A 13,875-nucleotide genomic window follows, 5' to 3' on the forward strand; every position below is an offset into this window, starting at 1 on the left:
GCGGGGCTGTATAAACAGTCGCGGTACCACCTTATTTCGCCAATTACTCACATAATTAGCCTTAACAAGTACGGAGCTATGTGCTCTTATACTGTGGTTTTGATAACGAGTACCAACTCTCGTCGCCGCCTACTATTATCATTTGATAAGTTCAGGACGAAGCTCAAAGGCCATTGTTCAAATGAATATTCTTGCTTCTTCTCAGCTACCGAAGCTCTCTGGAAAGAATGTGTTCATCCTACTTTTCCTTTTCAACGCTTTTACGTATAACAAGTATTGTACGACTTAATCACAGAAAAATCAAACTTTTATCCGGAAAGAAAAGGAAATTCCATCCCCCTGCCGAATACCTATACGTTCACAAAAGGAGTGATAACATTGAACCAAAAACAACTAAGCACTATAAATGAAAAAAGCTGGAATGCAGCTGCTTATGAAGCTTGGACGAATCGCCATGGGGCACCGGAGGATTATGCAAAAAAAATTATGGAAGATCCCACACGCGAAGTAGCACATTATTTACCTTACATACAATCTCCAAAAGGAAAACGTATTATTAACTTACTCGGCTCAAAAGGAAATAAAGCTGTCGCACTTGCCCTTTTAGGCTCTGACGTAACAGTTGTTGATATTTCAGCAAGTAATGCAAAATATGCAAATGAACTTGCGGACGCAGCAGGTGTCTCTATCCAGTATGTCGTTTCTGATGTATTAAATGTGCAGCTCTCCGAATCATTTGATATCGTATTGCTGGAACTTGGTGTACTCCATTACTTTCTAGATTTAAAACCACTCTTTCAAAAAATTGCTCCTTTACTTAAGCGAGATGGAATGCTTATCCTTCGTGACTATCATCCTGTTTACACGAAATTATTAGGAGTCGACCACCCATCATTTCAGGCCAATGGAAATTATTTTGATGAAGAATTGATTGAAGATGATGTTGCTTATAGCATCCTTCTTACAGAAGCACAGAAAGAATCGCTACCTAAAACAACCATCCGTCGCTGGACGCTAGGAGAAATTATTACAACACTTGCGGAAGAACATTTTAAAATCGAAAAACTAGTTGAAGAACATGGATCTCATCAAAGATGGGTCTTTCCTTCTACTGCACCAGAAGGAATCGAAGAACGTATCCCTGGTCTATATACAATAATTGCGACAGCATGCAAAAAAGGATCCCTTCACGGATAGGATCCTTTTTGCATGCTCACGCATATAAGTTGAGGTTGGAGATTACCATAATTCTGTAGAATAGGACACAAGATATTTCAACACTTCGTCTCTGACTTACGTCGTCAAAAAGGGGTATGACCAACATAACGAAGAGTAATGTTTTCAGTTGATACTGATAATCGTTATCAACTAATTAGAAGTATACATGATGTCATTTCAAATTTCAATAGCATTTCTAATATTTATTTATGAATTTTATGATATGCAAATGTATACATTTTAAGAACTTTTTCTAATATCAATCTGACTCCTTCCATTATCTGCTATAATTTTCATTGAACAGATTAATAACTTCATAATAATGTTTTTATTAATTTTGTTTTAAATATCTATAAATCATAATAAATAGTTTAAATGAGGGTAGGGGTAACGATGAAATATGTTAGTATTCGAAAAAAACTACTGTTCACACTCTTAAGCATTTCTTCTTTATTTAGCATTGCTCTTATTGTTATTCTTTCATTCGCCATGAATCAAGCAAGTGAAATCAAAACGTTAAAAAATGATGTATCAAAAAGAGCGACGATTTTAAAAGAACGTGGCGATTGGTTCCAAGCACAAGTTGCTGGTTTACAAGAATATTTGCTATCACATGATCAAAAAGGATTAGATAAGTTCAATCGAGAAGGGAAAAAATTAGCTGATACTAGAGAGAAAGTAACAAGTGACAAGAAGCTCCCAGAAGGAATGAAAGAAGCTATTTTAATGGGGGGAAAATGGCGTAGCGTCATAGATAATGAGGTACTACCTCTTGCGCGTGAAGGAAAATGGGACGAAGCATCCAAAATTGCTTTAGCACAAACAGATTATGTAAATGATCTTTTAGGTCGTTTTAATAAATATACAAATGAAGAGAATGAGAAACGTGACGCATTAATTGCTGATGTCGAGTCTTCTTCATCACTTATTCAATATATTATTTTCTTCTCACTCATTACATGTACATTAACGTCTATCTTATTAGCATGGTGGTTCTCTGGTAAACTCGTTAAACCAATTCGACAAATTGATGAGAAGTTAAAAGAATTAGCTTCTCAAGATGGAGATTTAACGGCTAGATTACACGTAACAAGTAAAGATGAAATTGGTGACATTGCAAATTCCTTTAATCAAATGCTCACTAACTTACAGCATATAATAAAACAAGTTCAACAAACATCAACAAGTGTAAAAGAAGCTTCCGAAAATGTATTTATCGAAACAACCGCTTCTATGGAAAATACCGCAAGAACCCAAGAAACTATGAATGCTCTTGAACACAATATTCGTTCACAAGTTTCTAGCATTGAAGAAAGTTCAACCGCAATGGATGACATGGCAACGAGTGTTCAGCGTATCGCTGAGTCCGCCTCTTCTGTTACTAGTTTAGCTGTCACAACTTCAGAAAAAGCAGATGATGGGAATAAAGTCATTGAGAAATCTATTACACAAATGCATACAATTAACGAAGCTGTTAACGCTACATCACAAGTAGTTGAGCGACTCATTACACATACAAATCATATAGATACTGCACTTCAATCTATTTCGAATATCGCCGACCAAACAAATTTACTCGCTTTAAATGCTTCTATTGAAGCAGCTCGTGCTGGTGAACATGGAAAGGGATTCGCTGTTGTTGCCGATGAAGTTCGAAAACTTGCTGAACAATCTCAACTAGCCGCAACTGACATTAACCATTTACTTCATCAAATTCAAGCTGATACAAAAATAGCAAATGACATGATGACACAAGGTCAAACAGAAGCTTCTGAAGGAATTACGGTTATTCGTACCGCCGGATCTTCATTCTCAGAAATTGTTAACCACATTAACAAAGTCTCTACACAAATGCAAGAAATGTCTGCAACTGCTGAAGAGATGGCTGCAAGCTCTGAAGAAATGAACGCAGCTTTAAATAATATCGCTTCTATTTCAAACGAAGTTGCTGCAGAAACATCACAAACAGCGCATTCGGCTGGTGATCAAGTAAACAAAATGAGTATCGTGGCTAAAAAATCATCTGAAATGAAAACAATCGTACAAGAACTTGAAGTTCTCGTCTCTCATTTCAAAACAAACGCTTAAAGTGAAAATGACACGAGCTCAAAGGTATAGGAATGAAAGTTTTACAGGCTCTCTTTTTTCACTTTAAAATATCTCTTTCTATCTCTCATTCCGTCTGCTATAATTCCTAAAGGAAATAAGAAAGCTTTATTCCAACTGGAGTAAAGCTTTCTTTCAATTTTTTACATTTATTAATTCTAATACTAAGATTTCACAAAGGAGGCTTTTAATCATATGAATTTTGTAAGTATCAGAAAAAAACTTATGTTCATGATGGGAACGATTTGCGCTTTATTTGGTATCGCCTTAGCATTTATTTTATTTTTTGCTATCGATCAATCTCGTAAAGCTGAAACATTACAAAAAGAAATTTCTCCACTGGCAACAGAATTGAAAGAACGTGGGGACGCTTATCAAGTACAGCTCTCTGCTTTAAGAGGTTATTTACTACAACATGATCAAGTCGAATTAGACAAGTTTAATGAGATGAGTAAACGTCTTGAGGATTCAAAAGATAAACTTCTTTCTAATCCAAATCTTTCTTCGTCCGTAAAAAGCACAATGGAATTAGGGTCTACTTGGAGAAAGTTCATTGAAGAAAAAGTATTCACTCTTGCAAAAGAACAAAAATGGGAAGAAGCTTTACAAGTAGCTTCTTCAGAAAACGGAACGGTCTATAAAGTAATTGGTGACTTCACAAATTACAGTAATGAACAAGCTAAATTACGTGAACAATCTATTGAAAAAATTGATCAATCTGCACTCTTAATCGAATATGTTATTTTCTTATCACTTGTTGTATGTATTATCGTTGCAATTATTCTTGCATGGTGGTTCTCTGGTAAACTGGTGAAACCAATTCAACAAATTGACACGAAACTAAAAGAATTGGCCTCTCAAGAAGGTGACTTAACGGCACGTCTACAAGTAAATAGCAACGATGAAATAGGTGCTATCGCAACATCATTTAATAAAATGTTAGAAAACCTACAACATATCATTAATCGTGTTCAAAAAACATCAGTGGAAGTACAAACCGCTTCTGAAAATATGCTAGAAAAAACAACTACATCACGCGAGGCAACAATAAAAGTTCAACGATCGATGTCTAATTTAAATGAAAGTATTCAATCTCAAACTGCTAGTATGGAAGAAAGTTCAACTGCAATGGACGATATGGCAGTAAGTGTTCAACGTATTGCTAATTCTGCGTCCTCTGTAGCAGAATTGGCTGTAGCCACTTATGAACATGCGAATGATGGAAATAACGTTATCCAAAAATCTATTACACAAATGACAACGATTCACGAAGCTGTAAATGCTACGTCAGAAGTAGTCGAACGTCTAATCACTCATACGAAATATATTGATACAGCTTTACAATCTATATCTAATATTGCTGAGCAAACAAACTTACTTGCTTTAAATGCTTCTATTGAGGCAGCTCGTGCTGGTGAACAAGGAAAAGGATTTGCTGTCGTAGCTGACGAAGTTCGAAAGCTTGCTGAACAATCTAAAACAGCTGCAACAGACATTAATCAATTACTTCATCAAATTCAAAACGATACAGAAATTGCCAATTCTATGATGTCTCAAGGGCGATCTGAAGCATCAGAAGGTATTAACGTTATTCGTGAAGCAGGTTCTTCTTTCACAACAATCTTGGAGCAAGTAAATCAAGCTTCTACTCAAATGCAAGACATATCAGCAACTGCTGAAGAAATGGCTGCAAGTGCTGAAGAAATGAACGCTTCACTTAATAACATCGCTTCTATCTCTACTGAAGTATCGAGCGAAACTGCCGCAACGGCACAATCTGCTGAACAGAAAGTTATTGTTATGAATGAAATGACAGTAACTGCTAGAAAAATGAAACAAACAGTTGAAGAGTTAGATCAACTCGTATCTCATTTTAAAACAGAATAGATGTTCAAAAATATCCCTTCTTTGAAAGAGGGATATTTTTTTGAGCTCATTTCCTGCACATTATGCTCATTTCCGTTATAATGAGAATCGATATCATTAAAGTGTAGGAGGGGCTGCTTATGTCACAAGAAGCATTTGAAAATAAATTACTTGCCAATTTAGAAGCTGTTATTGACCCTGAACTAGGTGTTGATATCGTTAATCTTGGATTAGTTTATGATGTTACAGCAGATGAAAATAATAATGCTGTCATTACGATGACTATGACTTCTATCGGTTGTCCAATGGCTGGGCAAATCGTATCAGACGTTAAAAAAGTATTATCAACAAACGTACCTGAAGTTAATGAAATAGAAGTAAATGTCGTTTGGAATCCACCGTGGTCGAAAGAACGTATGTCACGTATGGCGAAAATCGCATTAGGTATTCGCGACTAAATAAAGTGGAAATTTCATCATTTGCGGATAGCGGGATAAAGAAAAGACCTGACTAGGATGTCAGGTCTTTTCTCTTATTATTTTACACCTACTGCATCATAAGCTTTCGTTACAGCTTGTACAGCTTTAGAGTTTTTACCGTATAAATCTTCAGCTGACTGAAGTGCCGCTTGACGCATCATTTTGAAGTCAGAGTTTGCAGTTAAATATTTCGTAAGCGCACGGTAGTAAATTTTTTCTGTCGCTTCACGGCCCACTCCAGTTACTTTCACGCCGTAATGATCTCCGCCTTCAGAAACTAAATAAGCAGCTTTATTATTAATACTACTGTTAATATGAACGCCGCCATTATCAGCTGTTCCAGTATAACGTTTACTATAGTGATCTGGGTAACCTTCACTTGGTTTTAATGGGTTTGGAATAGATGCTGGATCTTTTAGTGAACGAAGCGCATCACCAGGTTTATCAGGTGTATAAATATCAGCACCTAAATCCCAGCTCTTCTTCTCAACCATAACACCCATAATGTCAGATAACGATTCATTTAACGCCCCTGACTCATTTTTGTAAACAAGGTTTGCTGTATGTTCAGTTACAGCATGCGTTAATTCGTGACCGATAACATCAAGTCCAGCAGATAATGGAATGAATGTTTTTCCATCGCCATCACCGTACATCATTTGCACACCATTCCAAGCTGCGTTATTCCAAGCTGTACCTACGTGAACAGTTGAAATAAGCTTCGCACCTTTATCATCGAAAGAGTTACGATTAAATGTCTTTTTGTAGTAATCATATACTTTTCCTGCATTTACATGCGCATCAACTGCAGCTTTATCTTCGAAGAACTTAGATTTACTTTCAACTTCTTCTCCTGTATATCCAAGAATTTGTGAGAATAAATTAAACCAGTTCTCGTCCATATTTTCTGCATCAAATGTATGAACACCTTGTCCTCGTTTACCATCAAACAAGTTGAATTGTCCTGTTTTCGTATCTTGAGCAATTTCAAATGATTGTCTAGCACCTAATACTCCGTAACCAAATCCAGTAATGTTATCTACAGCGTTATATTTCTCAATAACATTTCCATTCGTTGCATCAACAAAATAATGCCAATATCCTGGAGCTGGTTTTGAAATCGATGCCTTAACTAAGTATGCAAGGTAGTAATTACCGTCCTTTTCATATACAAATAAATCTTTTTTCACACCGTCATAACTCTTTACTTTACCAATTTCTTTCTCAATATCTGCCTTTGCAATCGTTTCTGCTTGTTCCGCAGTAATGCTTGCAGCTGCAGGAATATTTTTATCATCTAAATTCGGAATAACTTGTCCGAAGAATGCTTTTACATTATTCTCTTTATCAAGTGTAACAGTTTGATCAGAACCGTACACAGGAATGTTATTATGTTTCTCAACTAGCTTCACATGTGTCGTATCAGATTCAGCGTCTTTTTCTTCCCCAACGATATTAAAATGCTTTTCAATATTTCCTGCTAATTTAAACATATCTTTCTTACTCTCTAAGTATTGAAAGACCGTCTCTTTTTTATCTAGCCCTTCCGGTGCTTTCCATTCTTCACCTATGTATGCAGGTGTTTTAAATTCTTGATGATATTGAATTTTTTGTTCTTCCGCTTTCGTTGTCGTTGCCCCAAACGCTCCAAATCCCCCGGCGATAACAGTTAACGCTAATGCTGATGAAATGACTTGCTTTTTCACTATAACATTCCCCATTCCCATAAAGATTTTTGACACTTTTATACAATTCTGATTTTTACAGCTGATACCTCTACCCAAAATTTGAGAAACATTTTTCAGACAATTCCAATCAAAAAAAGAGGACATCCTATCGGATGTCCTCTTTTTTTTACGCATTTTATTGTTTTTTCAATTCAATTGCTAAATAGTGTGATTGCTCTTTCGCTTGAATGTGAATATCTTCTTCTACCGCTTCTGCTGCATCCCGCATAACAAACGTTTCACCATTTATTACACTGCTTCCTTCAATTTGTACAAGGTACAATTGACGGCCTTCTTTCACTGGAAAATGAATTTCTTTTCCAGCCTCTAATGATAAAGAATATAAATTCGCATCTTGGTGAATTTGAATTGGTGCATTTCCTTCTACTGAAGATACCATATGGAACCATTCATTTTTACGCTTGCTCCAATCAAATTTAAACTCACCATAGTTTGGTTTATGATCTGCGCGGTCTGGTAAAATCCAAATTTGTAATAAACGCAGCGTTTCATCGCCTAAATTATGCTCGCTATGAAATACACCCGTGCCAGCACTCATATATTGAACATGTCCACGCTCAATCGTTCCGCGATTTCCCATGCTGTCTTCATGTGTTAAAGCACCATCTACAACGTAAGAAATAATCTCCATATCACGGTGCGGATGCATATCAAAACCAGTTTGCGCCGCTACTAGATCATCATTAATAACACGTAACGCTCCGAAGTTCATGTTATTTGGATTGTAGTAATTGGCAAAAGAAAAATGAAAATGTGTATTTAACCAACCATGATTTGCTCTGCCCATATTTTTATGATCAACTTTTCTAAACATATCCTTCACCTCATACTATCTCGAATTCGAGATTTATTTTAAAATTTTTTTCTTACTGTAACTTTTTTAGTAGTGTTAATAATTGATTTTGTTCTTCTATATTTAAATTATGAAACTTCTCTGCTTGGAACGTTTCTTGAGGTGGAACAATTTCCTCATATAAAGCTCTGCCCTTTTCTGTTAATGAAATATATTTCGTAGTACCCTCTTGCTCACGATGAATCCACTCAAGCTGCTCCATTTTATTTAAAAGCTGCGTCACATTTCCTTTCGTAACAAATAGCTTATTCCCAAGTTCTTGCTGCGTTAAACGATTATGTCCTCCAACTTGAGCTAGCACATCAAACTGGGCGGCAGATATATTCCATTTTTTCAAATGCTGATTCGTCTCACGAATACTCTTATTATAAAAGCGTGACAAACGAAACCATAATAGTAGCCCTAGTCTATCTTCTGTTTTCATTTCATCACCTCGCTCGTTTCATATCATTAGTTTAGAACTAAACTTAATAAAAGTCAAATACTTATTTTTAATAAGCATAAAAAGCACAGCGCTATTTCTCCACTATGCTTTACATTAACTTTCTATTCTTATATTCATCCAATTTCCTCTCCGCGAACTTCCTCGCATCTTTTTCAATCCACCGCTCTTCGTACCGTTCACTTCCCACATACAATATATCTCTCTTATGCTGCATCGCATGGCGAAATTCATGCAGTAGCGTTTTGAGAACTTGCTCATACTCTTCCCACATACAAACGAAAATTAATTGTTTTTCTCTATGATAAAAACCACCTACCGGGAATAAGAACTCTTCTTCCTCCTCACCTAATGATAGAAGCACATCGTTTGCATCACACGTATCACAAAAAATAACGGGCGTTTTACATAATTCAATAAGAGAAAACAAATCCTCTCTCAGCTTTTTGACATCCCAAGGAAGCTCCGAATCCAACACATACCAATTCTCTACCTGTTGATATACATTTTGAAACTGGAGTTCCATTTCTCTTTATTCCCCTTTCCAAGCACCCTTTTTCTATATGTATGCCACAATATGGTAAATATTAAACGTATTCTTTCATCCTTGAAAAAATACCAATAAAAAAGGAATCTACGTCGACATAGATTCCTTTTCTGTAATCACTTTTTTTTCATCATTTTTTTTAATACAAAATAACCAATTGCACAAACAATAGCAGTAAGTGCAAAGTATTTCACATATGGCCCCGCAACTTTATTAATACTTTCCCACTCTGTTCCTAATTTAAAACCTAAATATACAAACACAATTGACCACGGAATAACAGCTAATGTAGTTAGCGTAATAAACTTAGCATGTGACATTTTCGCAATACCCGCTGGTATCGAAATAGCATGACGCACAACCGGAATAAAACGTGCGGTAAAGATAACGCCAGTTCCATAACGATTAAACCAATCTTCAGCATAATCAATATGTTTCTTCTGAATTAAAATATATTTTCCATATCGCTCAAGAACAGGTCTTCCTCCATATCGACCAATCCAATAAATGAATAGTTGTGCAATTACACCACCAATTGTACCGAACGCGACAGCGCCCCAAAATGTAATGCTTCCTGTTGATACTAAATAACCTGCATAAGACAATACGATTTCACTTGGAATAACCTCTAGCATTAATCCAAGCATAATTCCCCAATAACCAAGTCCTTCTAAAAAAACTAAAACCGAATGAATCAACTCTCCTAACATCATTTACCTCTCTTTACTGTTTTCATTACAAAAATAAAAGTACAAGCAGGAAATATCTTGTACTTTTATTTTTTTCAATTTAGTTAGTCTTCGTATCCCACTTAAAGATTTTATTTAAGAATTTATATACATTCTTCGACTCTTTTGTCAGAAGTGGGCCTAAAATGGATAGTATAAGCACGTATAGTGCTGAGAATGGTTTCAGTACTGACATTAAGCCACCGGCGATACCGATATTAGCCATAATGATGGAGAACTCTCCTCTTGAAACGATTGTTAATCCGATATTTGTTGATGCTTTATGAGATAATCCAGCTTGTCTTCCTGCGATCATTCCTGCTACAAAGTTACCGATTATCGTAAGAAGGACAGCACCTAACGTTAACCATATCGCTCCGCCTAATGAGAACGGATCAATACTTAACCCGAAGCTGAAGAAGAAAATAGCTCCGAAAAAGTCTCTAAATGGAACAACAAGATGTTCAATTCGGTCACTATGCTCTGTCTCAGAGAAAACTAATCCTAGAAGAAGTGCTCCAATTGCTTCTGCAACGTGAATTGTTTCTGAAAAACCAGCAATGAAGAATAAAGAAGCAAATACTACAATAATAAAGATTTCATCTGAGCTAATATTGAGCAATTTATTTAATAAAGGCGTAGCCTTTCTAGCTACTATAAAGAATAGAAGCATATATCCTAAAGCAATTCCAATTGAAGTAAGGGCACCTAAGAAGGAAGCGTGATCTCCAAGTACTAAACCAGAAACAACTGATAAATATACAGCAAGGAATATATCTTCAAACATAATAATTCCTAAAATTAATTCGGTTTCATTATTACCAGTTCTTCTTAAGTCCACTAACACTTTAGCAACGATAGCGCTAGAAGAAATCGTAATAATACCCGCAATAATTAAGATTTCTAGTAATGGGAATCCCATTATAAATCCGTATAACAAACCAAGTGAAAAGTTAATTAAAATATAAATCGTTCCGCCAATCGCAATAGAGCGTCCAGATTTAATTAGTTTTTTCATTGAAAATTCTAATCCTAGATAGAATAGAAGGAATAGAACCCCAATCCGTCCAAGGAAGGAAATTACACTTGCACTTTCAATAAATTTGAGATCGATAACACCTATTGTCGGTGCATGCGGTCCTACTAACATTCCAAGAACGATTAGAAAAGGAATTACTGAGAATTTAAATTTTCCAGCAATTACTGCTGCAATTGCCACTAAAACTAAAGCTGTACCAACTTCAAAAATTAACGTATCCATCTAATCAGTCCCCCCTATTTGAAAGTAATTCATTAATGATTTTTTTTATTTCTTCTCTCTCACCTGAAACTACAAGCATATCTCCTTCTTCAATTACTGTTTCTGGTCCTGGATTAAATAGCTTCTTCATGTTCTTCTTCATAACTGCGATTATGGTTACGCTATATGTTTTTCTTATTTCAAGATCGCCAATTGTTTTTCCGATTGCTGGAGCTGTATTCTCCACTTTGAACCACTCAATCGCTAAACCTTCAAAAACCATCTCAACATTTTCTAACGCCCTAGGCTTATATACCATTCCACCTAATATTGCAGCGATTTGTCTCGCCTCTGAGTCACGTAGTGAAATACTTGAGATGCTTTCTTCATGATCTGAATCAAAATGATACATTTCTCTACGACCATCATCATGAATGACAATTACCATCTTTTCGTTACCTTTCGTAACGATTTGAAACTTATAACCAATACCTGGAAGTTCACTTTCTCTAATATTCATTTTTAGCTCCTCCATAACTTGTTTATTTTAATTTTCTGTTTTTCTGTCTTTTATTCATCCAATCAACTTTAGAAATTCTAACCACTCAGGATATTTGTGATTTGGAAATCTTTTATTGTAATAATAAGTGAACCCTAAAAAGATACTTAAAGATGTAATGATAAAAAATATATTACTTCTCATTTTCAAACTCTCAAGGCTTACTTTCCATAAAGAATTTTCTTTCAAATTATCCCCACCTTCTCGCTTTAAATTTAGTTTTTTAAAATGTAAATAATTCTAAAAATATTACGATGTAACATAATCATAACACAAAAATGATTTAAGTAACATAATTTTTTAGAAAAATTGATTCTCGTATATTTTTTGCATATAATTTTCTTATTACGAAAAAAAGGAAGTGTATTATATGGTTGATATCTTTAGCAGATTCCTTGAGGTAACGAATAATATTTTATGGTCATATATTCTTATTGCAATGCTAATCGGCTTCGGTCTTTACTTCTCTTTTAAATTAAAATTTGTCCAAATTACTCATTTCAGTGAGATGGTCAGCTTAATTAGTAAAGGGTTTAATCGAAAAGAAAAAAAGAAAGATAGCATCTCACCATTCCAAGCATTTTGCTTAAGTGCAGCAGCACGTATCGGTATCGGAAACTTAGCTGGTGTAGCATTAGCAATTTCAATGGGTGGACCTGGCGCAATATTTTGGATGTGGTTTATCGCAATTATCGGAGCAGCTACTAGTTTTGTAGAATGTACACTTGCGCAAATTTATAAAGTAAAAGATGGAAGTAGGTTCCGTGGTGGACCAGCATATTACATGGAAAAAGGGTTAAACAAACGCTGGATGGGCGTCTGGTTTTCACTTCTTATTACAGTTGCGTACGGATTAATTTTCAATTCAGTACAAGCAAATACAGTAACAATAGCGTTTGAAAATGCTTTTGGACTAGAGCGAACAATCGTAGGAGCTCTATTAGCCTTATTAGTTGCAGTTATTATTTTTGGTGGCATTAAGAGCATTTCACGTATTACAGAAATGATTGTTCCGCCAATGGCAATCGTTTATATCGGCGTGGCTATTTTTGTCGTTATTAACAACTTCAGTATGTTACCAAGCATTTTCATGGAAATCTTTAACGGTGCATTCGGTTTAGACCAAGCTATCGCTGGTGGTATTGGAGCAGCAATCAAGTTCGGAATTCAGCGCGGTTTATTCGCTACAGAAGCGGGAATGGGTAGTTCTCCTAATGCAGCCGCAACATCTGATGTATCTCACCCTGTAAAACAAGGGCTTGTTCAAGCGTTAGGCGTTTTCGTAGATACATTCTTAGTATGTACATCAACAGCATTTATCGTATTATGTTCTGGACTTTACAAAGGATCAAATTTAGAAGGTATCGAATTAACACAAAACGCATTAAGTTCACAAATTGGACCGTGGGCAAGCACTTTCTTAGCCATTATTATTTTCCTATTCGCTTTCAGTTCACTTCTAGGAAACTACTATTATGGTGAAACAAATATCGCATTCATTAAAGAAAGTAAAACATGGTTAATGATTTATCGTGTTGCAGTTGTCGGAATGGTATTCTTCGGATCAATCGCTGCTCTTAAAACAGTTTGGAGTTTAGCTGATTTATTCATGGGACTAATGGTATTCACAAACTTAATTGCCATCTCATTCCTTAGCAAATTTGCTTACGCTGCATTAGTAGACTATTTGAAGCAAAAGAAACAAGGAAAAGATCCTGTCTTCGTTGCAAACTCTATCCCCGGCTTAAAGAATACAGAGTGCTGGGATGGGCAGGATGTAGAAGAAAAACAAAAAGCCGTTTAACAAATAAAAGCGGAAGTGGCTCGTTCAGAACAGGAGGGTGTTGGAACTCCTTCATTTGAGGCGCTTTTTGCCTCAAATGAAGGAGTGAAACAACCGACTGGTCTAGTCACCGGAGCTGGATATTAATTAAAAGTGGAGGTGACTTGCTCAGAACAGGAGGGCATTGGAGCTCCTGACGAAGAGGCGTTCTTTGCCTCACAGGAAGGCGCGAAATGACCGACTGGTCTAGTCACCGGAGCTGGATATTAATTAAAAGCGGAGGTGACTTGCTCAGAACAGGAGGGC

At 35.9% G+C, this 13,875-nt stretch carries 12 protein-coding genes and 1 other annotated feature (1 of these 13 cut by a window edge); of the genes, 5 read left to right on the top strand and 7 right to left on the bottom strand.

What is annotated here, in order from left to right; all coding sequences use genetic code 11:
* Positions 1-264: a binding site (T-box leader), on the bottom strand; it reaches 7 nt to the left of the window's first position.
* Between the two features lie 114 nt (positions 265-378).
* The 4 genes from DN404_RS16425 (at position 379) to DN404_RS16440 (ending at position 5,648) form a co-directional block, all read left to right on the top strand.
* Positions 379-1,197: a class I SAM-dependent methyltransferase gene (locus tag DN404_RS16425; RefSeq protein ID WP_139848888.1), complete on the top strand. Its 819-nt coding sequence runs from the start codon at positions 379-381 to the stop codon at positions 1,195-1,197.
* Positions 1,198-1,611: 414 nt separating this feature from the next.
* Positions 1,612-3,306, top strand: coding sequence for a methyl-accepting chemotaxis protein (locus DN404_RS16430; protein WP_149150021.1), 1,695 nt, complete (start codon positions 1,612-1,614; stop codon positions 3,304-3,306).
* Between the two features lie 213 nt (positions 3,307-3,519).
* The gene (locus DN404_RS16435) at positions 3,520-5,211 is read left to right on the top strand and encodes a methyl-accepting chemotaxis protein (RefSeq protein ID WP_149215234.1); all 1,692 of its coding nucleotides are present in this window, start codon (positions 3,520-3,522) and stop codon (positions 5,209-5,211) included.
* Between the two features lie 119 nt (positions 5,212-5,330).
* Complete coding sequence (locus tag DN404_RS16440) at positions 5,331-5,648, top strand: metal-sulfur cluster assembly factor (RefSeq protein WP_000076422.1); 318 nt, start codon at positions 5,331-5,333, stop codon at positions 5,646-5,648.
* Between the two features lie 77 nt (positions 5,649-5,725).
* Here the strand turns inward: DN404_RS16440 and DN404_RS16445 are convergent, their stop codons facing one another.
* From DN404_RS16445 to DN404_RS16475, 7 genes are all read right to left on the bottom strand, one after another.
* Positions 5,726-7,375 (bottom strand): M4 family metallopeptidase, encoded by a 1,650-nt coding sequence (locus DN404_RS16445; protein WP_149215235.1) that lies wholly within the window; start codon positions 7,373-7,375, stop codon positions 5,726-5,728.
* A 157-nt stretch (positions 7,376-7,532) separates the two neighbouring features.
* On the bottom strand, positions 7,533-8,231 hold the full coding sequence (locus tag DN404_RS16450; protein WP_006918782.1) for a pirin family protein: 699 nt from the start codon (positions 8,229-8,231) through the stop codon (positions 7,533-7,535).
* A 52-nt stretch (positions 8,232-8,283) separates the two neighbouring features.
* Positions 8,284-8,694, bottom strand: coding sequence for a MarR family winged helix-turn-helix transcriptional regulator (locus DN404_RS16455; protein ID WP_000845466.1), 411 nt, complete (start codon positions 8,692-8,694; stop codon positions 8,284-8,286).
* 109 nt (positions 8,695-8,803) lie between these two features.
* Positions 8,804-9,238, bottom strand: a complete 435-nt coding sequence (locus tag DN404_RS16460; RefSeq protein WP_149215236.1) for a DUF3920 family protein — start codon at positions 9,236-9,238, stop codon at positions 8,804-8,806.
* A gap of 137 nt (positions 9,239-9,375) precedes the next feature.
* Entirely contained in the window at positions 9,376-9,969 is a 594-nt protein-coding gene (gene uptA, locus DN404_RS16465) for an undecaprenyl phosphate transporter UptA (RefSeq protein ID WP_149215237.1), read from the bottom strand.
* A gap of 79 nt (positions 9,970-10,048) precedes the next feature.
* The gene (locus DN404_RS16470) at positions 10,049-11,248 is read right to left on the bottom strand and encodes a cation:proton antiporter (protein WP_000380223.1); all 1,200 of its coding nucleotides are present in this window, start codon (positions 11,246-11,248) and stop codon (positions 10,049-10,051) included.
* 4 nt (positions 11,249-11,252) lie between these two features.
* Positions 11,253-11,747, bottom strand: a complete 495-nt coding sequence (locus DN404_RS16475) for a cation:proton antiporter regulatory subunit (RefSeq protein ID WP_001026075.1) — start codon at positions 11,745-11,747, stop codon at positions 11,253-11,255.
* 409 nt (positions 11,748-12,156) lie between these two features.
* Here DN404_RS16475 and DN404_RS16480 point away from each other — a divergent pair, with 409 nt between their 5' ends.
* Positions 12,157-13,590: an alanine/glycine:cation symporter family protein gene (locus DN404_RS16480; protein WP_000227591.1), complete on the top strand. Its 1,434-nt coding sequence runs from the start codon at positions 12,157-12,159 to the stop codon at positions 13,588-13,590.
* Positions 13,591-13,875 lie beyond the last annotated feature (285 nt).

It is taken from the genome of Bacillus sp. TE8-1 (genome assembly GCF_008368855.1).
GTDB classification, from domain to species: Bacteria; Bacillota; Bacilli; order Bacillales; family Bacillaceae_G; genus Bacillus_A; species Bacillus_A cereus.

Excerpts from the sequence above, each read along its gene's own strand:
- DN404_RS16470 (WP_000380223.1), bottom strand. The coding sequence starts at position 11,248 with ATGGATACGTTAATTTTTGAAGTTGGTACAGCTTTAGTTTTAGTGGCA.
- DN404_RS16430 (WP_149150021.1), top strand. The coding sequence starts at position 1,612 with ATGAAATATGTTAGTATTCGAAAAAAACTACTGTTCACACTCTTAAGC.
- DN404_RS16450 (WP_006918782.1), bottom strand. The coding sequence starts at position 8,231 with ATGTTTAGAAAAGTTGATCATAAAAATATGGGCAGAGCAAATCATGGT.
- DN404_RS16475 (WP_001026075.1), bottom strand. The coding sequence starts at position 11,747 with ATGAATATTAGAGAAAGTGAACTTCCAGGTATTGGTTATAAGTTTCAA.
- DN404_RS16455 (WP_000845466.1), bottom strand. The coding sequence starts at position 8,694 with ATGAAAACAGAAGATAGACTAGGGCTACTATTATGGTTTCGTTTGTCA.
- DN404_RS16435 (WP_149215234.1), top strand. The coding sequence starts at position 3,520 with ATGAATTTTGTAAGTATCAGAAAAAAACTTATGTTCATGATGGGAACG.
- DN404_RS16460 (WP_149215236.1), bottom strand. The coding sequence starts at position 9,238 with ATGGAACTCCAGTTTCAAAATGTATATCAACAGGTAGAGAATTGGTAT.
- DN404_RS16440 (WP_000076422.1), top strand. The coding sequence starts at position 5,331 with ATGTCACAAGAAGCATTTGAAAATAAATTACTTGCCAATTTAGAAGCT.
- uptA (WP_149215237.1), bottom strand. The coding sequence starts at position 9,969 with ATGTTAGGAGAGTTGATTCATTCGGTTTTAGTTTTTTTAGAAGGACTT.
- DN404_RS16480 (WP_000227591.1), top strand. The coding sequence starts at position 12,157 with ATGGTTGATATCTTTAGCAGATTCCTTGAGGTAACGAATAATATTTTA.